Origin of the sequence: Sphingomonas sp. Leaf343 (assembly GCF_001423765.1) — a bacterium.
GTDB lineage: Bacteria > Pseudomonadota > Alphaproteobacteria > Sphingomonadales > Sphingomonadaceae > Sphingomonas.
In genome coordinates this window covers 307,619-329,346 of sequence record NZ_LMPG01000011.1, presented here as the reverse complement: position 1 = coordinate 329,346, position 21,728 = coordinate 307,619, and the positions used below count along the sequence as shown (strand labels likewise).

At 65.3% G+C, this 21,728-nt stretch carries 25 protein-coding genes and 1 riboswitch; of the genes, 12 read left to right on the top strand and 13 right to left on the bottom strand.

Annotated elements, in window-relative coordinates; all coding sequences use genetic code 11:
- The first annotated feature begins 19 nt into the window (after nt 1-19).
- From ASG07_RS09275 to ASG07_RS09260, 4 genes are all read left to right on the top strand, one after another.
- Nucleotides 20-307, top strand: a complete 288-nt coding sequence (locus ASG07_RS09275; protein WP_236694620.1) for a DUF3572 domain-containing protein — start codon at nt 20-22, stop codon at nt 305-307.
- Complete coding sequence (locus tag ASG07_RS09270) at nt 304-933, top strand: hypothetical protein (RefSeq protein WP_055844815.1); 630 nt, start codon at nt 304-306, stop codon at nt 931-933. The genes ASG07_RS09275 and ASG07_RS09270 overlap by 4 nt, the downstream gene beginning before the upstream one ends.
- 75 nt (nt 934-1,008) lie before the next feature.
- The gene (locus ASG07_RS09265; protein ID WP_055844812.1) at nt 1,009-1,482 is read left to right on the top strand and encodes a RidA family protein; all 474 of its coding nucleotides are present in this window, start codon (nt 1,009-1,011) and stop codon (nt 1,480-1,482) included.
- Between the two features lie 234 nt (nt 1,483-1,716).
- On the top strand, nt 1,717-2,745 hold the full coding sequence (locus ASG07_RS09260; protein WP_055844809.1) for a LacI family DNA-binding transcriptional regulator: 1,029 nt from the start codon (nt 1,717-1,719) through the stop codon (nt 2,743-2,745).
- A gap of 4 nt (nt 2,746-2,749) precedes the next feature.
- Here the strand turns inward: ASG07_RS09260 and ASG07_RS09255 are convergent, their stop codons facing one another.
- The gene (locus ASG07_RS09255; RefSeq protein WP_055844806.1) at nt 2,750-4,042 is read right to left on the bottom strand and encodes a glycoside hydrolase family 130 protein; all 1,293 of its coding nucleotides are present in this window, start codon (nt 4,040-4,042) and stop codon (nt 2,750-2,752) included.
- Entirely contained in the window at nt 4,039-4,395 is a 357-nt protein-coding gene (locus tag ASG07_RS09250; protein ID WP_055844803.1) for a hypothetical protein, read from the bottom strand. Before ASG07_RS09250 ends, ASG07_RS09255 begins: the two co-directional genes overlap by 4 nt.
- A 143-nt stretch (nt 4,396-4,538) precedes the next feature.
- Between ASG07_RS09250 and ASG07_RS09245 the strand changes: the two genes are divergently transcribed.
- From ASG07_RS09245 to ung, 3 genes are read left to right on the top strand one after another with little or no spacing between them, the layout of a single operon-like run.
- On the top strand, nt 4,539-5,954 hold the full coding sequence (locus tag ASG07_RS09245; RefSeq protein ID WP_082474688.1) for a S41 family peptidase: 1,416 nt from the start codon (nt 4,539-4,541) through the stop codon (nt 5,952-5,954).
- Between the two features lie 27 nt (nt 5,955-5,981).
- Nucleotides 5,982-6,272 carry an alkylphosphonate utilization protein gene (locus tag ASG07_RS09240; RefSeq protein ID WP_055844799.1) on the top strand — a complete coding sequence of 97 codons (291 nt, stop codon included), beginning with the start codon at nt 5,982-5,984 and terminating at the stop codon, nt 6,270-6,272.
- Nucleotide 6,273: 1 nt separating this feature from the next.
- Nucleotides 6,274-6,981 (top strand): uracil-DNA glycosylase, encoded by a 708-nt coding sequence (gene ung, locus ASG07_RS09235; protein WP_055844796.1) that lies wholly within the window; start codon nt 6,274-6,276, stop codon nt 6,979-6,981.
- Between the two features lie 30 nt (nt 6,982-7,011).
- Here ung and ASG07_RS09230 read toward each other — a convergent pair whose 3' ends face one another.
- A complete protein-coding gene (locus ASG07_RS09230; RefSeq protein WP_156361802.1) occupies nt 7,012-8,175 on the bottom strand; it encodes a hypothetical protein in 1,164 nt (387 codons plus the stop codon).
- Nucleotides 8,176-8,323: 148 nt separating this feature from the next.
- Between ASG07_RS09230 and ASG07_RS09225 the strand changes: the two genes are divergently transcribed.
- Genes ASG07_RS09225 through ASG07_RS09215 form a run of 3 tightly spaced genes read left to right on the top strand, consistent with a single transcriptional unit; the run spans nt 8,324 to nt 9,176 of the window.
- The gene (locus ASG07_RS09225) at nt 8,324-8,605 is read left to right on the top strand and encodes a DUF427 domain-containing protein (protein WP_055844789.1); all 282 of its coding nucleotides are present in this window, start codon (nt 8,324-8,326) and stop codon (nt 8,603-8,605) included.
- 53 nt (nt 8,606-8,658) lie between these two features.
- The gene (locus ASG07_RS09220; protein WP_055844786.1) at nt 8,659-8,913 is read left to right on the top strand and encodes a type II toxin-antitoxin system Phd/YefM family antitoxin; all 255 of its coding nucleotides are present in this window, start codon (nt 8,659-8,661) and stop codon (nt 8,911-8,913) included.
- Nucleotides 8,910-9,176 carry a Txe/YoeB family addiction module toxin gene (locus tag ASG07_RS09215; RefSeq protein ID WP_055844783.1) on the top strand — a complete coding sequence of 89 codons (267 nt, stop codon included), beginning with the start codon at nt 8,910-8,912 and terminating at the stop codon, nt 9,174-9,176. The genes ASG07_RS09220 and ASG07_RS09215 overlap by 4 nt, the downstream gene beginning before the upstream one ends.
- 23 nt (nt 9,177-9,199) lie before the next feature.
- Here the strand turns inward: ASG07_RS09215 and ASG07_RS16925 are convergent, their stop codons facing one another.
- From ASG07_RS16925 to ASG07_RS09175, 10 genes are all read right to left on the bottom strand, one after another.
- The gene (locus ASG07_RS16925; RefSeq protein ID WP_082474687.1) at nt 9,200-9,781 is read right to left on the bottom strand and encodes a Swt1 family HEPN domain-containing protein; all 582 of its coding nucleotides are present in this window, start codon (nt 9,779-9,781) and stop codon (nt 9,200-9,202) included.
- Complete coding sequence (locus ASG07_RS17210; RefSeq protein WP_156361801.1) at nt 9,774-10,424, bottom strand: DUF5343 domain-containing protein; 651 nt, start codon at nt 10,422-10,424, stop codon at nt 9,774-9,776. Before ASG07_RS17210 ends, ASG07_RS16925 begins: the two co-directional genes overlap by 8 nt.
- 28 nt (nt 10,425-10,452) lie before the next feature.
- Entirely contained in the window at nt 10,453-12,375 is a 1,923-nt protein-coding gene (gene thiC / locus ASG07_RS09210; RefSeq protein ID WP_055844780.1) for a phosphomethylpyrimidine synthase ThiC, read from the bottom strand.
- A gap of 40 nt (nt 12,376-12,415) precedes the next feature.
- Nucleotides 12,416-12,525: riboswitch (TPP riboswitch) on the bottom strand.
- A gap of 103 nt (nt 12,526-12,628) precedes the next feature.
- Nucleotides 12,629-13,648, bottom strand: coding sequence for a ferritin-like domain-containing protein (locus ASG07_RS09205; protein WP_055844776.1), 1,020 nt, complete (start codon nt 13,646-13,648; stop codon nt 12,629-12,631).
- Between the two features lie 35 nt (nt 13,649-13,683).
- The gene (locus ASG07_RS09200; protein WP_055844773.1) at nt 13,684-14,658 is read right to left on the bottom strand and encodes a ferritin-like domain-containing protein; all 975 of its coding nucleotides are present in this window, start codon (nt 14,656-14,658) and stop codon (nt 13,684-13,686) included.
- Between the two features lie 288 nt (nt 14,659-14,946).
- Nucleotides 14,947-15,807 carry a MipA/OmpV family protein gene (locus ASG07_RS09195; RefSeq protein WP_236694619.1) on the bottom strand — a complete coding sequence of 287 codons (861 nt, stop codon included), beginning with the start codon at nt 15,805-15,807 and terminating at the stop codon, nt 14,947-14,949.
- Between the two features lie 72 nt (nt 15,808-15,879).
- On the bottom strand, nt 15,880-16,254 hold the full coding sequence (locus ASG07_RS09190) for a DUF2141 domain-containing protein (protein ID WP_330219019.1): 375 nt from the start codon (nt 16,252-16,254) through the stop codon (nt 15,880-15,882).
- Nucleotides 16,250-17,041, bottom strand: coding sequence for a sterol desaturase family protein (locus ASG07_RS09185; protein WP_055844767.1), 792 nt, complete (start codon nt 17,039-17,041; stop codon nt 16,250-16,252). Before ASG07_RS09185 ends, ASG07_RS09190 begins: the two co-directional genes overlap by 5 nt.
- Before the next feature lie 102 nt (nt 17,042-17,143).
- Entirely contained in the window at nt 17,144-17,800 is a 657-nt protein-coding gene (locus tag ASG07_RS09180) for a GAF domain-containing protein (protein ID WP_082474686.1), read from the bottom strand.
- Between the two features lie 64 nt (nt 17,801-17,864).
- Nucleotides 17,865-18,395, bottom strand: a complete 531-nt coding sequence (locus ASG07_RS09175) for a GNAT family N-acetyltransferase (RefSeq protein WP_055844764.1) — start codon at nt 18,393-18,395, stop codon at nt 17,865-17,867.
- 79 nt (nt 18,396-18,474) lie between these two features.
- Between ASG07_RS09175 and crtY the strand changes: the two genes are divergently transcribed.
- Together crtY and ASG07_RS09165 are read left to right on the top strand one after the other, a co-directional pair.
- Complete coding sequence (gene crtY / locus ASG07_RS09170; RefSeq protein WP_055844761.1) at nt 18,475-19,635, top strand: lycopene beta-cyclase CrtY; 1,161 nt, start codon at nt 18,475-18,477, stop codon at nt 19,633-19,635.
- Entirely contained in the window at nt 19,632-21,104 is a 1,473-nt protein-coding gene (locus tag ASG07_RS09165) for a phytoene desaturase (RefSeq protein ID WP_055844759.1), read from the top strand. The genes crtY and ASG07_RS09165 overlap by 4 nt, the downstream gene beginning before the upstream one ends.
- Nucleotides 21,105-21,728: the final 624 nt, after the last annotated feature.

Here is a 21,728-nt window from a genome sequence, read left to right as displayed (position 1 = left end):
GGGGTCTACTCCTGTAAAGATGCTACGATACGCAATGGCGCTGCGCGACACAAACCCCGACGATCATCAAACAACGGCTCTACAGGCGCTCGTCTGGACATTGGCTGAACCATCGCGCGCGGCGCGGTTGCTGGACACGACCGGGCTGGAGCCGACGGAGCTGAAGGCGCGGGCGGGAGAACCTGCCGTGCTGGCGGCGACGCTGATGTTCCTGGAGGCGCACGAGCCGGACCTGATCGCCTGCGCCGACGAGCTGGGCGTCGCGCCGGCGCGGCTGGTCGCGGCGCGGGAGCGGCTGGAGGCATGAGGCCGCTGCTCATCACCGATTGCGACGAAGTGCTGCTGCACATGGTCAAGCATTTCCGCACATGGCTGGACGAGACGCACGCGATCGATTTCCGGATCGGCGCAGGCGATTTCGCGACGAGCATGACCCGGCGGGGCGGGGCGGCGGAGCCGATCCCGCAGACCGAAATGTGGGACCTGCTGGGCGGGTTCTTTCCGGGCGAGATGGCGCGCCAGACTCTGGTGCCGCATGCCGCGGAGGCGCTCGGCCGGCTGGCGGAGGTGGCGGATATCGTCGTGCTCACCAATCTGCAGGACGCATGCCGGCAGCCGCGGATCGACCAGCTTGCGGCATTCGGCATCGCGCACCGCGTCGAATGCAATCAGGGCGGCAAGGGCGCACCGGTCGCGCGGCTGGTCGAGGAGCATGGCCATCCGGTGACGGTGTTCGTCGACGATCTGGCGGTCCACCATGATTCCGTCGCGAAGCACGCGCCCGGCGTCCACCGGCTGCACATGATCTCCGAGCCGGAACTCGCCGCCGCGACGCCCCCTGCCCCGTCCGCGCACGCGCGGATCGACGACTGGCAGGAGGCGGAGACATGGATCGCGGCGCGCTTCGCCGGGGGTACGCCCGCCGGGGCTTGATCCTCGGGGCCTGATCCCCGGTGCTTACCCTCCCGGGGCTTGACCCTGTCGCGACGCGGAGGCAGTCCGGCGGACATGACCGATCGCATCGATACCAAGCTCGCCGAACTCGGCCTCTCCCTTCCCGAGGCCGCGGCGCCCGTCGCCGCCTATGTCTCCGTCGTGGAGGCGGGCGGCATGTTGTTCCTGTCGGGCCAGTTGCCGTTCAGGGACGGCCAGCTGGTCAAGGGCCGGCTGGGCGAGGGCGTCTCGCTGGAAGACGGACAGGATGCGGCGAAGCTGTGCGGCCTGATGGTCGTGGCGCAGATCCGCAAGGCGCTGGACGGCGACCTTTCGCGGGTGAAGCGGATCGTGAAGCTGGGCGTGTTCGTGAACTCCGCCGCCGATTTCACGGATCAGGCGAAGGTCGCGAACGGCGCGTCGGAACTGATGGTCGCCCTGTTCGGCGACGCCGGTCGCCACGCCCGCTCTGCGGTCGGCGTACCCGTGCTGCCGCTGGGTGCCGCGGTGGAGATCGACGCGATCGTGGAGATCGGCACCGCGCTCTGAGGTGCTCCCGTGTCACGCCGCCACGTCGTGATCGGCGATCCTAACCCATGTAAGATATCTTCGGCGGCACGTCGCATACGCGCGGCGGGCTGCCGCAATCGATGACATTCCGCTTTGCGGCATGATATGCTTGACTGATAATGTCGCGACCGGGCAGCAATATAATCTGCCGCACCGCGATATGCACCCAGAAAAGCATGTTTTTTCGGTGCGTTATGCTCACGGAGAAGAAGCATGTTGGGACGGGAGCAGAACGGGACCGTTCAGAAGGTTCGCAATATCGCGGATCTGGCGAGGCTGGCCGGCGTATCGCCCGGCACGGTATCGCGGGCCCTGGCGGGCAAGGCGCTGGTCAACGCGGAAACGCGGGCGCGCATTCAGGCTTTGGCGACGGAACACAGTTTTCGTCCCAACCAGATGGCGCGCCGGCTGCGCACGCAGCGGACGGGCGTGATCGGTGTCGTCGTGCCGCTGGGGCATGAGCGGCGGCAGCATCTGTCCGATCCGTTCTTCATGTCGATTCTGGGCCATCTGGCCGATGCGCTGACCGAAAACGGCTATGACCTGATGCTGTCGCGGATCATCCCCGACGCGGACGACTGGCTGGAGCGGATCGTCGGGTCGGGTATGCTCGACGGCGTGCTGCTGATCGGCCAGTCCGACCAGTTCGAGACGATCGAGCGGGTCGCCGCCGAATATCGGCCGATGGTCGTCTGGGGCAGCCATATGCCCGGTCAGGTCCATTGCGCGGTCGGCGTCGACAACCGGATGGGCGGCCGGCTGGCAGGCGAGCGGCTGATCGCGCGCGGCAGCCGCAAACTGGCGTTTCTGGGCGAGGTGCGCACGCTGGAACTCGATCAGCGTTACAAGGGACTGTGCGACGCGACCGCCGCCGCCGGCCTGGACCTGCCGTTGCAGCTCGACACGCATCTGGCGTCGGACCTGATGACGGCGGAGATCGCCGGGCACATCGATGCGGTCGGCGACCGGATCGACGGCATCGTCGCCGCGTCGGACGTGATCGCGGTGCGCGCCGTCCGCGTGTTGATCGATCGGGGCATCGCCGTGCCCGAAAGGATGCCGATCACCGGTTTCGACGACCTGCCGCTGTCCGGACAGATGGTTCCCCGGCTGACGTCGGTGAAGCAGGATCTGGTCACGGGCGCGCGGGCGATGGTCGACGCGCTGTTCGCGCGCATCGCCGGTCAGGACACGCCGTCGGTCGAGATGACGCCGGTCCTGATCGAACGCGACACCGCCTGACCGGTCAGTCCGGCATCTCCATCGCGGCGAGCAGCGCATCGATGGAGACGGTGCCGAAACCGGTATAATCGTCGGCGATCCCGTACGGCAGCAACAGGGTGCGGCCACGCACCAGCCCGCCGCAGCTGTAGACGACATTGGGGACGTAGCCGTCGCGATCCTGCGGCCCCGGTTCCAGCATCGGCACGGGCGTACGGCCCAGCACCTTCGATGGGTCTTCCCGATCCAGCAGCGCCGCGCCCATGCAATAATTGCGAACGACGCCCACGCCGTGGGTCAGCAGCAGCCACCCCTCCTCGATCTCCAGCGGCGATCCGCAATTGCCCATCTGGACATATTCCCACGGGTAGCGCGGCTCGATCAGCTTGCGCCCGTCACGCCAGTCGAACGGATCATCGGAGGAGAACAGCCAGAGATTCTCGTTGTCCTGACGCCCGATCGCCCAATACCGCCCGCCGATCTGGCGCGGGAACAGCGCCATGCCCTTGGCGGCGGCGAGATCGCCGGTGACGGGGCGCATCCGGAAACTGGCGAAATCGTCGGTCTGGAGCATCTGCTGCTCCACGCCGCGATCGCCGACCGCGGTGAAGGTGCCGACATAGGTGGACGATCCGTCCGGCCGCGTCACCGGCGTCAGGCGCAGATCCTCGATCCCCCGGCTCTGGCTGGGAACGACGGGGAACAGCACCGTCTCCGACGGATCGCGGCTGCCCCCGCAATCGAGTTCGAAGATGTCGTCGTCGCGCAATGGGCCGACGATCGGCGCGACGGACGTCAGGCTCGGCGTGTCGACGGTGACGCCGCCGTCCGCCGCCCAGGTGCCGGTGCGGAAAGTGACCGAGGACAGATGCCCCTCCCCGATCCCGCGCAGCGACAGGATGAAGCGCGTCGCCCCGTCCGCCGCCGCCGACCGGTCGGGATGCGGAACGATGCTGGGGTTGAACAGCGCGGCGGACTCGAACGAATATTCGGCGCTGAAATACGCGCCGATCAGCATCCTGTGTGCGTCCGTCGCGGCGGCCACATCCGGAATCTGCCCGGCCACTTCGGCGAAGCGGCGGAGCAGCAGTGCGGGCAAGTCCCGGTGCCGCTCGTCCAGCGACAGGCGGACACGGTCCAGTTCCTCCGTCAGCGCGGCATCGCCCAGCCCCATTACGCGGGCGGCGATCCGCTCCGCGCGCGGATGACCGGGCGTCTCGAACCCCGTCGGGTCGGAGGGCAGGAACGGCCGGATCACCGTCCGGCCCGGATCGGGGCGCAGGACGACGGGCAGGACGGTGACCAGAGGGGCGCTCACTTTGCGTTCGCGTCCTTCAGCTCGGTGGCGTTGGTGACCGTCGCGATACCGTCCGCGTTGATCGCGACCAGCCAGCGGGTACTGCCGTCACACACCGCGACCCATGTCGGCGCGCCGTCGATCGCCTGCGCTTCCTTGACGTCGGTGACCTGCTGACATTCGCGCCCGGCGTCGCGGATCGCGCGGAACATCACCCCGGTTCGCTGCCCGGCGGGCATCGTCCGGATCGCCTGCACGTAATTGCCCTCCGGTACCGTGACGTTGGTCACCGGTTCCTCGGTCGACGCGCCCTGCCCGCAGGCGGCGAGCAGCAGCGGGGCAGCCAGGAGGAAGGCGGGCGTCAGGCGGATCATCGGAGTCCCTTTCATGGCAGGCGGTCTGGCTTGATAACCGCCGGACGCAGGTGCGGTTGCATGGTGACGGCATCGTAATGACGCGGGTTTCGCTGGCGTCCGGCGGCGTGGCTGATAAGCCGTTGCCGAGAAGGGATCCGGGCATGGCGCGGTGGCGGCTGGCGGTAATGAACCTCGCGGCGATGCTGACGGCGTGCGGCGGCGATTCCGGCGGGTCGTCGTCATCTCCCGCGGCGACGGATGGCGGCGGCACGGCCAGCGCGGCGGGCTGCACGCTCCGGGCGCGGCAGGACTGGGCGGCGGCGCAGTTGCGCGAATGGTATCTGTTTCCGGACACGTTGCCCCTGGCCCTCGACCCGGCCGGCTACGCGACGGTGCGGGACTATATCGATGCGATGACCGCGACGGCGCGGGCGCAGCGCAAGGACCGGTATTTCACCTATCTGACGTCGATCCGCGAGGATGACCGGTATTTCCAGTCGGGCGACACCGCCGGCTTCGGCATCCGCATCGCGACCTCCGCCGACCGCAGCAGGCTGCAGGTGACGGAGGCGTTCGAGGGCGCCCCGGCACTGGCGGCGGGAATCGACCGGGGCACGGAGATCGTCGGGATCGGCACCGGCGCGAGCGACATCCGGCCGGTGGCGGAGATCGTCGCGACGGGCGGCATCGACGCCGCCCTGGGGCCGGGTACGGCGGGCACGACGCGGACCTTCCGCATCGCCGATGGCCAGACGACGCGCGACGTGACCGTGGCGAAGGCGGATTATGCGCTGATCCCCGTATCCCCGCGCTATGGTGCGCGGGTTCTGGTCGATGGCGACAAGCGGGTCGGGTATATCAACCTGCGCACCTTCATCGACACCGCCGACACCGGCTTGCGCGCAGCCTTCGACGGTTTCCGGGTGCAGGGCATCACCGAATTCGTGATCGACCTGCGCTACAATGGTGGCGGGCTGATATCCATCGCGGAGCTGATGGGCGACCTGATGGGGGCGAACCGCAGCAGCAACGACGTCTTCTCCTATACCAGCTATCGATCCGAAAAGGCGGCGAACGATCGCACGCGGTATTTCCGCCCGCAGCCGCAATCGGTCGCGCCGACGCGGATCGCGTTCATCGGCACGGCGGCCTCCGCCTCGGCCAGCGAGTTGGTCATCAATGCCTTCATCCCGTATCTGCATGCGAATGTCGGGCTGATCGGGACCAACACCTTCGGCAAGCCGGTGGGACAGATCGGGCTGGACCGCGCCGCCTGCGACGACCGGCTGCGCGTGGTGGCGCTGGCGACGCAGAACGCGGCACGCAGCGGCCGCTATTATGACGGGCTGGCAGGGACCGTCGAGGCGAGCTGCCGCGCGACCGACGACCTGACGCAACCGTTGGGCAGCGTGGCGGAGGATTCGGTCAGGACCGCGCTCGACTTCCTCGCGGGGCGAAGCTGCACGCCGATCGATAGCGCCGCGACGACACGGTCGGCGAGGGATGGCGGGGCGCGGACGCTGGTCGGAGCCGGCCGCCCCAATGCGGCGCAGCGCGAGGTGCCGGGGCTGTTCTGATCGCGCGACGCGGCGTATCGCCGAAGCATGAGCGACGAATATGTCTATGACGAGGCCAGCGGCGAGTGGATCGCGGCGGGCGACGCGCCTGCCCCGGCAGCCGGTGTCGAGGTCCGCGACGCGGTCGGCAACCTGCTGGCGGATGGCGATCAGGTGACGCTCGTCAAGGACCTGAAGGTCAAGGGCGCGGGGCAGACGCTGAAGCGCGGAACGCTCATCAAGAGCATCCGCCTGACCGGCGACGCGCAGGAGATCGACTGCAAGTTCGACGGCATCAAGGGCCTCGTCCTGCGCGCCGAGTTCGTGCGGAAGCGGTGACGTGAACCCGCGCATCGATCCGAGCTGGGAGGGGCCGCTGGTCGACGCGCTGGCATGCCCTGACATGGCGGCGCTGCACGCCTTCCTCGACGGCGAGGCGGCGGCGGGCAAGCAGGTGTTTCCCGCCGCGGCGGACCGGTTCCGGGCGCTGGAGCTGACGCCGCTGCCCAAGGTGCGCGTCGTGATCCTGGGGCAGGACCCGTATCACGGGCCGGGACAGGCGCATGGGCTGAGCTTTTCCGTCCGGCCGGGGATCAGGCCGCCGCCGAGCCTCGTCAACATCTACAAGGAACTGCATGCCGATCTGGGCATCGCGCCGGCGCGGCACGGGTTTCTGGAGCATTGGGCGAAGGCGGGCGTGCTGCTGCTCAACACGGTCATGAGCGTCGAGGCGGGCCGCGCCGGATCGCATCGGGACCGCGGGTGGGAGCGGTTCACCGATGCCGTGATCCGCGCCATCGCCGCGAAGCCGGAGCCGGTCGTGTTCCTGCTGTGGGGCGCGCATGCGCAGAAGAAGGCGGCGTTCGTCCGCACGGTCGAACGGGGCGGCGCGCATCTGGTGCTGAGCGCGCCGCATCCGTCGCCGCTGTCCGCCTACAAGGGCTGGTTCGGCAGCCGGCCCTTCTCGCAAGCGAATGCGTTTCTGGTGGAGCGGGGCGCCGCACCGGTCGACTGGGCTTTGCCGAACCTGCCCCGGATCGATCCCTGACCGTCGTGGAGAGCGGTCAGGAGCGGATGCTCATGACGGGTTCCCGGAAGCTGGACGCACCGGCGGGTTCCACGCGATGCCGTAGAGGTGGCCGGGGAGCGCGCTCTCGATCTCCATCCGCACGGTGAGCGAACCGCCATAGTCGTCGATCCGAACCTCGGCACGATTCAGTTCGCTCTCGACCTCGAAATCGATCGACGAGGTATAGCTCGCGACGAACGGCACGATGTCGCTTTTCTTGAGGCCGTATTCGCGACAGAGCCTGAACTCCAGCACCGCCTTTTTGGTGCGATGGATGAATAACAGACCCTCGGACACCCGAAACTCGCCCTTGTTCAGGTGCACCCGGCGGTCATCCAGCGTCTCGTCTTCCCACAAGGGAACGAGATAGCGTGACCGGCTATAGGTGCGATAGGTGATGTGATCGCCCTTTTCGGCGGCCGGATCGGGCTTCAGCCGAACATCGACGCACGTCGAGCTTTGCTGATCGATCGTCGGCACCAGCCGCAGGGCACCGGATGATCCGACATGTTTGTACTCCCAGACGATCGGTTCGCTGTCGTCGGGCACCTTCACGCCTTGCGTTGCGAAGACGCTGGTCGGGAATGCGACGGTCGAGTCCCGGGTGTAGACGATCGTCTTGGTCGTGGAATATTCCCATGCGAAATCGTCGGCAGTTTTTCGCAACTCGACCAGATGGCTGAGATGCTCGGCGTGGCTGTCGGCGGGTTCGTGGGCTTGACCGAAATGGCTCTGGTCGATCAGCTCGACCTTGAATTCGTGGATCGCCTTGATCGCCGCGGTGATGAACCCGGGATCATCCAGTCTGGACCGATCGAAGGTCTGGAACGTCCTGTACTTCTCCTTGAACCCGCCCTTGTTCACGCCCTCCTCGGCGATCACCAGAATCGGTTTGCCGAGGCCATAGGCCAAGGCGATCTCGTCGTTGACGGCTTGCGGCATGTTGAATCTGCCATCGGTGAGGGCTTCCCGTTTCGGACAGACCGCGATCAGACCCTGCGATCCGGCGATCAGCTTGTGCGCCTGCTCGGACGGCAGGCGATTGGCCCCGAACGAAACATTCGATCCGTTGATATCCAGTCCACTGCACACGGCGGTGAAGAACGCGTTCGATTCCGCGTCACCCGGATTGAAGGATGCCGAGTAAAATACGTCGACGGGAATGGACCGCATCATTCTCTCCTCGCTGCCTGTCCGACATGAATGCCGGCGCACGGCCATCGGAGCATGTGTTCCGGCACGTCACCACACGAACATGCGCCACTTCGGAGCAAAGCCGGTTCGACACTCGTTGGGTGCAACAAGAGCAAAAGGACGAGCCATGACCGAAGCCTGGTGGAACGACACGCGCATCGCGGCGAGCGACGACATCGTGGTGGTGGAGGGCAACAGCTATTTCCCGCTATCCGCCGTCGACCCAGCCTTGCTGAAGGACAGCGCGACGACCAGCGTCTGCCCGTGGAAGGGCACCGCGCATTACTACACGCTGGTCGTCGGCGGCGCGGAGAATCGCGACGCGGCGTGGTATTATCCCGAACCCAAAGACGCGGCGAGCGCCATCCGGGGACGGGTGGCGTTCTGGAAGGGCGTGGTGGCGCGTTAAGGGTGAGACTTGTCGCGATTGACATTGTCCAAACTTCTGTCCATCTTCGGGCGATGCATGCGGTCAGCTATTCCGAAGCTCGCGAGAACCTGAAGTCGATGATCGACAAGGTCGTCGCCGATCGAGCGCCGATTGCGATCACACGTCAGCGCGGTGAGGGCGCGGTGCTGATTTCGGAAAGCGATTGGGCGTCGATCGAGGAGACGCTGTACCTGTTGCGCTCGCCCAAGAATGCGCAGCGGTTGCTGGAGAGCATTGCCGAGCTGGACGGCGGCGGCGGCGAGGTTCACGACCCGATCCAGCCGTGAACGTCCGGTTTTCGTCGCGGTCGTGGGCGGAATATATCGCCTTGCGCGCCGAGGAGCCGAAGCTGTTCGACAAGCTTCACGCGCTGATCGAGGAATGCCGGCGTCATCCGTTCAAGGGGACCGGCAAGCCCGAACCGCTGGGCGGCAATCTGTCAGGCTGGTGGTCGCGGCGGATCAATCAGGAGCATCGGCTGGTGTATCGGGTTACAGGCAGCGGCGCCGAGCAGGAGCTGCAGGTGGCGCAGTGTCGGTATCATTATTGATGCTTGTGCTTTCCAGCCTAATGCTACGCCATTGCTCGAAACCAATCCTTCACAGTTAGTAAAAGGCGATCCACCTCATCGCCAGCCAGTGGACTACAATGTGCAATTGGTCCACGGAGCAAGTTCAAGCTATTCATGATTCTTTCTACCGCACGCTTACTCGAAAATATAGCTCCGAAGACATCCCAATTTGAAGCGATGATGACCGACAACTCACCAAAGTTAGTATAATCTATTTCGTAATCTGATCTTTGGCTAAACCCGCTATCAATTTCGCGCTGAACGCGCCCTTTCACATCTTCTACGATCTTCGCGGGCACGGCAGCGCTCCACCAACTAGTACCCGCCTTATCGGCCAACGTGCGGACAATAAGCTGCCTAATCGATTGCTCCAAACAGTAAAAAAGTTCGTAGTGAGCAGCCATATCTGCAGCCTGCTTACGAATTTGGAGATCAAATTGAGGGTAATATCCTGACTTGTCGTCCTTGGCTTCCGAGACGTGACCTAAATCTACGCCGTACCGGCGCTCGATAGCGAGCACTTCCTCCGTAATCAGATAGCCCGACATGCCAAACGATCGAATATGATGTTCGACGTTAGACATCACTTTGAGCTAACAAATTTTCTCGCAAACTTTTGAATATAGCATTGAAAACTGCAATATCTGTGGTTGCTGGCAAATTAAGATTTATATTGTAGCCCAAGCTTAGGCCGATCGGTTTTACAGCCTCATCTACGGAAGCCGCTCTCTCCCGGTAACTCTGACTCATTGTGGAGGTTATAGGTAACTCAAATTCAGAGTCCACCGACGACTCTACAATCTTGTCAAAATTGGCAAATGCCCTTACTGCCTTGAAGCACGATAAAATGTACGTCGCCACATTTGAGTCGGCCGCTTGGCCTGTTTCTTCGACGATTAGACCCTTGATATCTTTATCAGGTAATTCATGCACATACTCATTCCGCTTATATAATGCGGAATAGCCTTGCTTCAAACCTTCTGCGGCTGCGACGCCACGAGTAGCTTCATTTCTAAATTTCTTGTAAATAGAAGTGGGGCTTCCGTCAGGATTAGCAAATCCAATTTTCTTCAAAAACGACGTCATTTGATCTCCAGATCCACCAGGGATCTTAAGAATAGTTTTAACGAAGTTTCCGGTCACTGCTTCTGGTGTTGCGGCTGCGGCAATCGCTGTGAGTGCCCGCGTCACGTTATTGGCAGATGTAACGTATGGAAGATTTGCCATATCAGTCCCCCTCAACAAGGGTCTAATGTTATTTCGTTGGCAGGTAAACCTCGCTCCCCTTTGCCTTAAACCGCTCGCTCATTTCCGCCATGCCGGCCTCCGCGTCCGCTACCGAGCCCTTGCCGTTGGCGAACAGGGCGCGGTCGGCGTCTGCGTCGTCCGCCGCCAGGAACGTGTCGGCCGGGGCGTTCTGCTTCGCGGCGAACTCGCGGACTTCGGCGGTGATCTTCATCGAGCAGAATTTGGGGCCGCACATCGAGCAGAAGTGGGCGGTCTTTGCGCCCTCCGCTGGCAGGGTCTGGTCGTGGTAATCTTCCGCCGTTTCCGGATCGAGCGACAGGTTGAACTGGTCGCGCCAGCGGAAGTCGAACCTCGCGCGGGACAGCGCGTCGTCGCGCATCTGGGCGGCGGGGTGGCCCTTGGCGAGGTCGGCGGCGTGGGCGGCGAGCTTGTAGGTGACTACGCCGACCTTGACGTCGTCGCGGTCGGGCAGGCCGAGATGCTCCTTGGGCGTGACGTAGCAGAGCATCGCGGTGCCGTACCAACCGATCATCGCAGCGCCGATGCCGCTGGTGATGTGGTCGTAGCCCGGCGCGATGTCGGTGGTGAGTGGCCCTAGCGTATAGAAGGGCGCTTCGCCGCAGACTTCCAGCTGCTTTTCCATGTTCTGCTTGATCTTGTGCATCGGCACGTGGCCGGGGCCTTCGATCATGACCTGCACGTCCTGCGCCCAAGCGCGGTGGGTGAGTTCGCCGAGCGTGTAGAGCTCACTGAACTGCGCTTCGTCGTTGGCGTCGGCGATGCTGCCGGGGCGGAGGCCGTCGCCGAGGCTGTAGGCGATGTCATACGCCTTCATGATCTCGGTGATCTCGTCGAAGCGTTCGTAGAGGAACGATTCCTTGTGATGCGCGAGGCACCATTTCGCCATGATGCTGCCGCCGCGGGAGACGATGCCGGTGACGCGCTTCGCGGTCATCGGAATGTAGGGCAAGCGGACGCCGGCGTGGATGGTGAAATAGTCGACGCCCTGTTCGGCCTGTTCGATGAGGGTGTCGCGGAACACCTCCCACGTCAGATCCTCGGCGATGCCGCCGACCTTTTCGAGCGCCTGATAGATGGGGACGGTGCCGATCGGCACGGGCGAGTTGCGGATGATCCATTCGCGCGTGTCGTGGATGTTGCGGCCCGTCGACAGGTCCATGACCGTGTCGGCGCCCCAGCGGATCGACCAGACGAGCTTGTCGACTTCGGCGGCGACGTTGCTGGCGACCGCGCTGTTGCCGATGTTGGCGTTGATCTTGACGAGGAAATTGCGGCCGATCGCCATCGGTTCGGATTCGGGGTGGTTGACGTTGTTGGGGATGATCGCGCGGCCGCGGGCGACCTCGTCGCGGACGAATTCAGGGGTGACATAGTCCGGGATCGACGCACCGAAGCTTTCGCCGTCGCGCTTGTAATCCTTCAGCATTTCGCGGCCGAGATTCTCGCGGGTGGCGACGTACTCCATCTCGGGCGTGATGATGCCGCGGCGGGCATAATGCATCTGGCTGAGGTTCATGCCGGGCTTGGCGCGCAGGGGACGACGGATCGCGTTGGGATATTGCGGCACGCCGCCGGAGCGATCGGGGCCGAGCTGGCCGTTGTCCTCGGGCCGGATCTCGCGCGCGTCGTAGCTTTCGACGTCGCCGCGCGCCTCGATCCACTGGCGGCGGAGCTGCGGCAGGCCGGTGTTGATGTCGATCTGCGCGCGCGGATCGGTGTAGGGGCCGGAGGTGTCGTAGACGCGCAGCGGCGGCTCGCCGGAAGACGGATCGAGGTGGATTTCGCGCATGGCGACGCCGAGGGGGCCGACGTGGACCTTCTTCGATCCGCGGATCGGGCCGGTGGTGACGCCTATTTCCGTACGGGGTCCCGCGTTCGCGCGTTCGATCGGGGAGTCGATGTCGGCCATGGTGCAAGCTCTCCAATATCGGAGCGCGGGCACGGATTTCTGGTGAAAGCCGCTCCCTCCCTCCGCCGGTGTCAACCGGATCAGGTTCAGCGGGTCGAGGGCTCCTGCCCTCCTCTCAAGCGCGGCATCGGCGCTCCCCCGGGGATGGCCCGAGCATAGGCGCGTGTCGCCGCGGGTCCAAACGAAAAGCGGGCCCAACGAAAAGGGCCGCGCCGTTGCCGGCGCGGCCCCCGTTCGACCGTCAGGAGGGGAATCAGGTCGAACGAACGGTGCCGTTGACGCCGGCGGGGAAGAAGCCGCCGCTGGTGGTCGACGCATTCGGGGTCAGATACACGATGTTGAGCACCTGCGACGGCGAACGCGCGAACGCGATGCCGTTCGAATCGGTCGGCACGATGTTCGACCGGACCTGACCGTTGACGGTTTCCGATGCGATACCCTGATCGCGGTCGGTGCCCTGACCCAGCAGACCGGTATTGGCGGTACCGTCCAGCGTGTCGCGCGCGTCACTGATCCGGGTCGTGGCGGTGATGATCGAACTGTCAGTCACGCCTTTGCGATAGAGCAGCGTGCGGACGAGGCCGGCGTGATATGCCTCGACCGCATGGATGCCCGCCGCCGCCTCGATCGTGGCGGGTGTCGAGAGCAGGGGCACGCCGCCCATGTACGCGGTGACGCCCACGTCCTCGAACAGATACGCCGCCAGCAGGAAGTTGTTGTCGCTGGCATAGGGGTCGAAGGTCGCCGTCGAGGTCACGACCTGTGCCGCCCGCGCCGCGGCGGTGAAGGCACCGTTGGCATCGCCCGAGATGTTGATCGCCGGGTGCGACACCGCCGCCCCGCCGAGAGCGGTACGCAGGAAGGTGACGTGCGCGATCTCGTCATAGGCGATCTCGCGCGCATACTGTGCCACGATCGGGTCGGTGAAGGTCACCTGCTTGCCGCCCGTCACCGCGCCCTGCGCACCGGTGCCGGTCATCAGATTCGCCGGCAGGCCGGTGCCGAACGCCGCGAAGCTGTAGAACTGTGCTTCGAGATATTCGAGGTTCAGCGCGAAGTTGAGCACATCCGCTTCCGTCACCGCCGTCGGCGTCGGCGTGGCGGTCGGGGTAGGTGTCGGCAGCGGCGTGTCGTCGTCGTTACAGGCGGCGAGCATCGACAGGCCGCCGGCCATGACGGCGGCGCCACCGGCGGCGCGCAGGAAACCGCGACGCGCGTCGCGCCGGGTCTTGGCTCTCTCGACCAGGTCGAGAACGAAATGTTCGTCTTGCATGGAAGCATTTCCCTTAAAAGGAGGTTCTCGACAGATCAGAGGGTGGCGATGCCGCCCTTGATGTTGCCGTTGACGCCGTTGGGGAAGAACCCGCCCATCGTCGCCGCCGCGTTGTTGAGGTAGACGATGTTCAGCACCTGCTGCGGCGTGCGGCTGAAGGCGAGCGCCGTATCCGGATCGGCGGGCACGATGTTCGACACCAGCTGACCGTTGCGGGTCACGGGCGAGATACCCTGATCGCGATCGGTCGCGGTGCCGTCGAGGGTATCGCGCGCGTTCGAGATGTTGTCGGCCGCCGTGCGCAATGCGGGCGTCTCGACGCCCAGACCGTACAGCGTCGTGCGGACGATGGCGGCGTGATACGCCTCCACCGCCAGGATGCCGGCCGCCGCCTGAAGGAACGTCTTGTTCTGGACCAACGGCGATGCACCCTTGTACGCGGTCACGCCCACATCCTCGAAGATATAGGCACCGAGCAGGAAGTTGGCGTCGCTGGAATAGGGATCGAACGTCGCCGGCAGGCCACTGGCCGCCGCCGCCGCACCGAAAGGTCCGCCCGCGCCGCCGCGGATATCGATGTTGGGCATCGCTACCGCCGCCGTGCCCAGCGCACCGGCGCTCCGCAGGAAGGTGACGTGCGCGACCTCGTCCGCCGCGATCTCCCGCGCGTATTGCGCCACGATCGGATCGGTGAAGGTCACGGGACTGCCGCCGGTGACGGTGCCGCCAGCGGTGCCGCCGCCGCTCGCCGTGAGATTGGCCGGAAGATACGCGCCGTTCGCCGCGATCTGGTAGAATTGCGCTTCCAGATATTCGAGGTTCAGCGCAAAGTTCAGAATATCGGCGTCCGTGATCGACTGTGCCGAGGCCTTGGTCGAAAAGCTGAGTGCCGCGGCACCGCCGACTGCAAACGCCCCGACGCCGAACGCCGCCTTGAAGAACTCCCGCCGGTCGTCGCGGCGGCGGACGCGATTGTCCATGGCCGCGATCAGGTGTTCGCTATCCGTCATCGGTCATCCCCTCTTGCAGCCGATCGGGGGCGACCGGCCTTCAGGTTCTCTGCCGCGAGAGAAGGAGGCAAAGCTCCCGCGACCCGCGATCGGGAACAGGAACGTCGATGGGGCCGCGACGGACGCACCGCAGTGCACCATGACGTCAAATAAATTTTCGTTAAACGCAGATAGCGTGCGTCAAGGCTGCCTTTGGCACGCCGAATGTTACGAAAAAGGCGGCAGACATGCCGGCCGGATCGCCTGCATGTCCGCCGCCCGAAACAGGCGAGGGACGGGAAAACTCCGTCAGAACGTGTAGGCAACACCCAGTGCGGCCAGCCACTGGGTGCGCGAGCCGGCGATGCTGGTCAGCGGGCTGTCGGCGTAATCGTTGAGAAGACGGCGGTAATTGACGCCGCCGACCGCTTTCCAGCCATGCAGCAGGTCGCCGCTCAGTGCATAGGTGCCCGCGACGCCGAGCGACCAGTTCTTCCAGCCGCCGCGCGCATTGTAGACGGGCAGCCCGCTCGCCAGGCTCTGCTGCGGCGACACGCTGAAATAGGTGCGCGCGTATTTGCCCGCGGCGCGTTCACCCGACACGAAGATGCCGACGGCGGCCTTTTGACTGAGCGGGGTGAAATAGCTGACGGTAGGCTGCCAGATGCCGCTCTCGTGTGCGTTGCCGACATCGTAGCGATAGCTGACCGACGCGGCGAGGCGGTCGTACGGGCTGGTGATGACCCCGGTCTTGCCGACGCCCACGAAGCCGCCGATCTCGTAGGCGGTGTTCACCTCTCCCAGCGCCTTGACGCGACGATCGTCGATGCTCTTCGTGTTCGACCGGTTGAAGTTGACGACGCCGATCGGCCCCGCCTGAAGGTCCCAGGTCGGACCCGCGGGGTTGCGAATGAGGTCGACCGACAGGCGGTTGCCGAGATACTGGAAGGCATAGCCGCTGATCGATCCGATCGCCGCGGGGGCCGGGATCACGCTGTAATCGTCCGACCCTTCGTAATCGGTCAGATAGGCGGCGGCAACGCCGGCGGTGACGGTGTCCGCGTCGAAGCCGTTGGCGGTACCGGCGGGCGGGGCATCCGGCGTCGACTGCGCCAGCGCCGGGGCGGTGGACAGCAGCAGCAGGGCGGCGGCGGGCAGGATGGCGCGCAAGGACTGTAACTCCGGTGATACGATGATCCCGGCGCAACGTCCCGAAAACCGGATCGGGTCCGGTCCGATCCCCTAGAAGATGTAACGCATCCGTACCTGTTGCGTTTCTGCACCACCGTCCAGCGTGAAGCGGGCCGCCTCGAACCGGGGCGGACCGAAGCGGACCGCCGGGTTGCGCGAGAAGCCGAATCCTTCGCGCGGGATGCCGGCAAAGGTGTCGAGGCGCGAATTGCCGTTCTCGTCGTGGATCACCGCGACGGCGTAGTTGCCCCTGGGCAAACCGTCGAACCTGACGCTGTGGACGCCGGCGGGCACAGAGCGCGTGACGGCGTCGGCATCGTCGATGCAGCCGGGAAAATTGGCGGGATCGGCGGTCAGGCAGATGCGGATCATGCCCTTGCCGGAGCGCAGATTGTCGACCGCGACGTCGAGCCGCGCCGGGCTAATCGCGCCGGTGAGCGCCGACAGGCTGGCGATCGCCAGTGCCAGCGTGGCGGCGCGCTGCGCGGGCGTGATCCCGCGCGAAATCGCCGAGGCCGCGGTCGGTGCCGCAGAGGCGATCCCAAAAGCGGAAATAGAGGCCATAATTGCACCCGTATTGTTCATGATGCCGCTGGTGATGGCTCGCCGTGATGAGCCAGTTTCCCAATGGCCCCCGCCACATGAACCGCGGGAAAATCTCCCACCCCATATGGTTCGTGACCCCCATAACCGTCATGACGGCCAGCACGAAGCACAACGCGCCCGTGTGGAGCGGAATGACGAACACCAGTAGCGGAATTACAACAGCGCCGCTCAGCGCCTCGATCGGGTGGAACGCCATCGCCGCCCATGCGGTCGGCGGCCGGCTGGCATGGTGGACGGCATGCGCCATCCGGAACGGCTTCGGCCGGTGCATCCAGCGATGCGTCCAGTAGAACCACGTGTCGTGCGCGAACAACACCAGCAGCACCGATACCGGCAGCCACCACAGCGGATAATCGCCCACCCGGTCGTAGATCAGCGTCCAGCCGTGATTGTGCCAGCCCCACGCGACGATCCCCGCCGGGATGCCATAGATCGCGGCGGACGCGAGGCTCCACGCGATCTCCCGCCGCATCTGCGGATCGAGGCCGCGATAGAGACCCGGATGCCGCCGCCCCGTCGCCCAGGCGAATGCGCCCGACACGATCAGGTAACGGACGCCGACGATCAGCGTCATCGCGACGGCCGACAGGATGAGGGCGAGGATCACGGGCGTTGCCCTACACGATACGGAGTCGATATCCCACCCCGGACAGGGGTTCCGCAGCGCCGCGCCCGCCCGTCATGAGTGCGGCAGGGCGAACGAACAGGATCAGCCCTTCGTCACCCGCAGCGCGTCGACCATCGCGATGACGTGCTCCAGATGCGCGGCGGGTGCGCCTGCCTGGGCGCGGTCGAGCGCGACGGCGGCGCGGGCCAGCAGGTCCGCCGATTCTTCCAGCCAGTCCTGCGCGTCGCCGCCGTCCAGCCCCGCCGCGTCGCCGATGTCGCGGCGCAGTTCGAATGCCGCGACGGTGCGTCGGGCGAGCAGTTCGAGGGCGGTGCGTTCCTCGGGATCGAGGTCGTCGCGCGGGGCGACGTCGATCACGCACAGCGTGCCGAGCTTCGCGCCGTTGCGCATGCGGAGCGGCGCGCCCGCGTAGAAGCGGATGCCCCCCTCCCGCGCCACCGCCGGGATGTCGCGGAAACGGGCGTCGGTGCTGGCATCGGCGACGGTGAACAGGTCGTCGGCGCGGATCGCATGGGCGCAGATCGATTCCTCGATCGGGTTTTCGCGGTGATCGACGCCGACCGCCGCCTTGAACCATTGCCGCCCGTCATCCACCAGCGAGATCATCGCGATGGGCGTATTGGTGACCGTTGCCGCTTCCTGCACGATGACGTCGAACGCGGCCTCCGGCGGCGTGTCGAGCAGCCCGTATTCCTTCAGCGTCGCGAGGCGTGCGGCCTCGCTCTGGGCATCCAGCATGACCGAATCTTTCCCTCAGACGCCACGCCGTTAGCATGGCGTGCCGACCGCGCCAACGATCGGATCACCTCGTGTCCCGGTTCGACACGCGGTCGAGAACCAGGATCGGCTTGTCGCGATATTGCCCGTCCGCGAACGTACGATAACCAATTCTCTCCGCCAGCCGGCGCGACGGCATATTGTCGTGATCGATGATGCAGACCGTGCGCGGCAGGCGCGGATCCGCCCAGTCGAACAACGCCGCCAGCGCCTCCTGCGCGAAGCCCCTGCCCTGCGCCATCCCACGAAAGCCCCAGCCAGCCTCCGGCACGCCTTCGAAATCCGGGATCATGCCGCGCCGCGAATCCATCAAGCCGACCTCGCCCAGATACTCGCCGCCGATGGTCTCGCGCACGATCCAGTGGCCGTAACCGGCGACCCGCCAATGGCCGATATAACGGAGCAGCCGGTGCCACACCTCCTCCCGCGGAGTCGGCTTGCCGGAGAGCGACGCGTAGAAGCCGGGGTCGGCGTGCATCGCCGCCATCTCGTCCAGATCGCGCGCGTCGTGGGGGACCAGCGTCAGGCGCGGGGTGGACAGGATCGGCGTTGTCATCGCCGGATGGTAATGCAGGATGGTGCGGACACGGAAAGATTTTCCGTGTCGCCGCGAAACGCGCTAGGCGGAGCGCTCCATGGCCACCACCATCTCCTGCGACGTCGCGATCGTCGGCGCCGGTCTTGCCGGCGGGCTGATCGCGCTCGCACTGGCGAAGCGGCACCCGGACCTCGACGTTCGGCTGATCGACGGCGGCGACAGCGTCGGCGGCAACCACCTCTGGTCGTTCTTCGGCAGCGACGTGGCGGCGGCGGATCGCTGGATCGTCGAGCCGATGGTGACCTATGGCTGGCGCGGCTACGACGTCGCCTTTCCGCATCACGCGCGGACGATCGACGCGACCTATTATTCGATCGAGAGCAGCGCGCTGGACCGGGAGGTGCGCGCCGCCTTGCCGCCCGAACGGCTGATGCTGGGGCGGAAGGCGCCGGGCGTGTCGGCGACCGGCGTCGTGCTGGCGGATGGAGACCGGATCGAGGCGGGCGGCGTCATCGACGCGCGCGGCACCGGCGATCTGTCGATGCTCGACCTGGGCTGGCAGAAATTCGTCGGGCGGGAAATCGCGCTGGACGCGCCTCATAGGCGCGAGCGGCCGGTGGTGATGGACGCCACCGTCAAGCAGATCGACGGATACCGCTTCGTCTATGTCCTGCCGTTTTCCGAACGGCGCATCTTCGTCGAGGACACCTATTACAGCGACAAGGCTGAGTTGAACCGCCGGGCCATCGAACCGCGGCTGGATCGCTATGCGGAGGCTCAGGAGTGGCGCGGCAGCATCGTGCGCGAGGAATCGGGCGTGCTTCCCGTGGCGATGGGCGGCGATTTCGAGGGATATTGGCGCTCCGGCGGCGCGAAGACCGCGAAGGCGGGGATGCGCGCGGGGCTGTTCCACCCGACCACCGGCTATTCGCTGCCCGACGCGATCCGCACCGCCGCCGCGATAGTCGCGCAGCGCGACTTCTCCGGCGAGGCGCTGCACACGCTGACGCACGGGCTGGCGAAGCAGACGTGGGACGCGCGCGGCTTCTACCGGATGCTCGACACGATGCTGTTCCGCGCCGCCGAGCCGGAGGAACGCTACCGCGTGCTCGAACGCTTCTACCGGCTCGATCCGGGGCTGATCGGGCGCTTCTACGCGGGAACGTCGACGCTGAAGGACAAGGCGCGGGTGCTGGTGGGCAAGCCGCCGGTCCCGATCGGACGTGCGGTGCGCGCATTGATGAGGGCAAGGGCATGACGACGGCGGTAGTGATCGGTGCGGGATTCGGCGGGCTGGCGCTCGGCATCCGGCTGCAATCGGCAGGCGTACAGACGACGATCGTCGAGGCGCGGGACAAGCCGGGCGGGCGCGCCTATTACTGGGAGCGCGACGGCTTCACCTTCGACGCCGGGCCGACGGTCATTACCGATCCGGCGTGTCTGGAAGAATTGTGGCAGCTGACCGGCCGGACGATGGCCGACGATGTCACGCTGGAGCCGGTGTCGCCGTTCTACCGCCTCAACTGGCCCGACGGTACCAATTTCGACTATACCAACGACGACACCGTGCTGCGCGCGGAGATCGAGAAGCTGCATCCCGGCGACTGGGAGGGATATCAGAAGTTCCTGAAATACTCCGCCGGCGTCTTCCATGAGGGGTATGAGAAGCTGGGCCATGTCGCGTTCCTCGACTTCGCGTCGATGATAAAGGCGGCCCCGGCGCTGGCCAAATATCAGGCGTGGCGGTCGGTCTATTCGGTCGTGTCGGGCTTCGTGAAGTCGGAGAAGCTGCGCGAGGCGCTGTCGTTCCACACGCTGCTGGTCGGCGGCAACCCGATGACCACCAGCGCGATCTACGCGCTCATCCACAAGCTGGAACGCGACGGCGGCGTCTGGTTCGCGAAGGGCGGTACCAACCGGCTGATCGCCGGCATGGTCGCGCAGTTCGAGCGGATCGGCGGCGTGCTGCGCCTCGGCGATCCGGTCGCGAAGATCGAGACGCTGGGCGACCGCGCGACGGGCGTGGCTTGCGAAAGCGGCTGGCGCGCGGATGCGGACATGGTCGCGGCCAACGCCGACATCATGCACGCCTATCGCGACCTGCTGGTCGATTCGCGCAGTTCGCAGCGGACGAAGGCGAAGCTGGAGCGCAAGTCGTACAGCCCGTCACTGTTCGTCGTGCATTTCGGCATCAAGGGCACGTGGCCGGGCGTGCCGCACCACATGATCCTGTTCGGCCCGCGCTATAAGGGCCTGCTGGAGGACATTTACGATCACGGCGTGCTGAGCGAGGATTTCTCGCTCTACCTGCACCACCCGACCGTCACCGATCCCAGCCTCGCGCCGGAGGGGATGTCGACCTTCTATGCGCTCGCGCCGGTGCCGCACATGGGCAAGTTCCCGGTCGACTGGGCGGAAATCGGCCCGATCCTGGAAAAGCGGATCATCGACGAGGTCGGCCGCCGCCTGATCCCGGACATCCACGAGCGCATCGTCACCAAGTTCCACTACGCGCCCAGCGACTTCGCGCAGGACCTGAACGCGCATCTGGGCAGCGCCTTCTCGCTGGAACCGGTGCTGACGCAGAGCGCATATTTCCGCGTCCACAACCGCGACGACGCGATCCCGAACCTGTATTTCGTGGGGGCCGGCACGCATCCGGGCGCGGGCATTCCCGGCGTGGTGGGGAGTGCGAAGGCGACCGCGAGGTTGATGCTGGAGGGGTGAGGGTTCGGCGGGGTGATGCATAATTTAAAAGTTTTGCATCAGGGTAGAGGCGCAACGCTGGAAGGGTCCACTGGTATCAGGATCGTTTACGGACCGCCGAACATTGGCCACTCCTTGGGATTCCACCCCTCGCTACAGCGAGAATGAGGGCCTTTGCACATAGGTGCGCTGTCCATAATCAAGCGAACTTCGCGGACCCTGTCGCAAGATGCCGCTGGAGAGACTTCAAGCACGATCTGCGGCACTGGATTAAGGCCGCTTGCCTCGTTCACGTATGAACGCAGTTTCTCGTTTGATGTCGTGGCCTTGTTCCAGAGTACCGTACCGTCTGAGGCCAAGAAGACAGACATTACGGGAAGGAGGTGGCCGATGCCGTTCTTTTCTGTTCCCCAGCCAGGCAGGGGAACAGCGCAGGCGGCGCTATAGGTTTTCGGTGTCTGATTGCACCCCGAGAGTGCCATCCCTCCAGCAGATATCAGGATGAGCAGCCAGCGAGCCATAATTGCATCATGGCTTGGCGGTACAGTTCCGGCAACGGTGCGCGTGATGCAAAATTCACGAGTTCTGCATCATGAACTAATCACAGAACACCGGGTGCATCCATGATGCATATCTCTGACGACT

Bases quoted from the DNA above. Each gene is read 5' to 3' on its own strand.
- ASG07_RS09175 (WP_055844764.1), bottom strand. From the start codon at position 18,395: ATGACAACGCCGATCCTGTCCACCCCGCGCCTGACGCTGGTCCCCCAC.
- ASG07_RS16925 (WP_082474687.1), bottom strand. From the start codon at position 9,781: ATGTCTAACGTCGAACATCATATTCGATCGTTTGGCATGTCGGGCTAT.
- ASG07_RS09275 (WP_236694620.1), top strand. From the start codon at position 20: ATGCTACGATACGCAATGGCGCTGCGCGACACAAACCCCGACGATCAT.
- ASG07_RS09165 (WP_055844759.1), top strand. From the start codon at position 19,632: ATGACGACGGCGGTAGTGATCGGTGCGGGATTCGGCGGGCTGGCGCTC.
- ASG07_RS09230 (WP_156361802.1), bottom strand. From the start codon at position 8,175: ATGCGGTCCATTCCCGTCGACGTATTTTACTCGGCATCCTTCAATCCG.
- ASG07_RS09270 (WP_055844815.1), top strand. From the start codon at position 304: ATGAGGCCGCTGCTCATCACCGATTGCGACGAAGTGCTGCTGCACATG.
- ASG07_RS09260 (WP_055844809.1), top strand. From the start codon at position 1,717: ATGTTGGGACGGGAGCAGAACGGGACCGTTCAGAAGGTTCGCAATATC.
- ASG07_RS09265 (WP_055844812.1), top strand. From the start codon at position 1,009: ATGACCGATCGCATCGATACCAAGCTCGCCGAACTCGGCCTCTCCCTT.
- ASG07_RS09220 (WP_055844786.1), top strand. From the start codon at position 8,659: ATGCATGCGGTCAGCTATTCCGAAGCTCGCGAGAACCTGAAGTCGATG.
- thiC (WP_055844780.1), bottom strand. From the start codon at position 12,375: ATGGCCGACATCGACTCCCCGATCGAACGCGCGAACGCGGGACCCCGT.
- crtY (WP_055844761.1), top strand. From the start codon at position 18,475: ATGGCCACCACCATCTCCTGCGACGTCGCGATCGTCGGCGCCGGTCTT.
- ASG07_RS09245 (WP_082474688.1), top strand. From the start codon at position 4,539: ATGGCGCGGTGGCGGCTGGCGGTAATGAACCTCGCGGCGATGCTGACG.
- ASG07_RS09200 (WP_055844773.1), bottom strand. From the start codon at position 14,658: ATGACGGATAGCGAACACCTGATCGCGGCCATGGACAATCGCGTCCGC.
- ASG07_RS09240 (WP_055844799.1), top strand. From the start codon at position 5,982: ATGAGCGACGAATATGTCTATGACGAGGCCAGCGGCGAGTGGATCGCG.
- ASG07_RS17210 (WP_156361801.1), bottom strand. From the start codon at position 10,424: ATGGCAAATCTTCCATACGTTACATCTGCCAATAACGTGACGCGGGCA.
- ASG07_RS09180 (WP_082474686.1), bottom strand. From the start codon at position 17,800: ATGCTGGATGCCCAGAGCGAGGCCGCACGCCTCGCGACGCTGAAGGAA.
- ASG07_RS09250 (WP_055844803.1), bottom strand. From the start codon at position 4,395: ATGATCCGCCTGACGCCCGCCTTCCTCCTGGCTGCCCCGCTGCTGCTC.
- ASG07_RS09225 (WP_055844789.1), top strand. From the start codon at position 8,324: ATGACCGAAGCCTGGTGGAACGACACGCGCATCGCGGCGAGCGACGAC.
- ASG07_RS09205 (WP_055844776.1), bottom strand. From the start codon at position 13,648: ATGCAAGACGAACATTTCGTTCTCGACCTGGTCGAGAGAGCCAAGACC.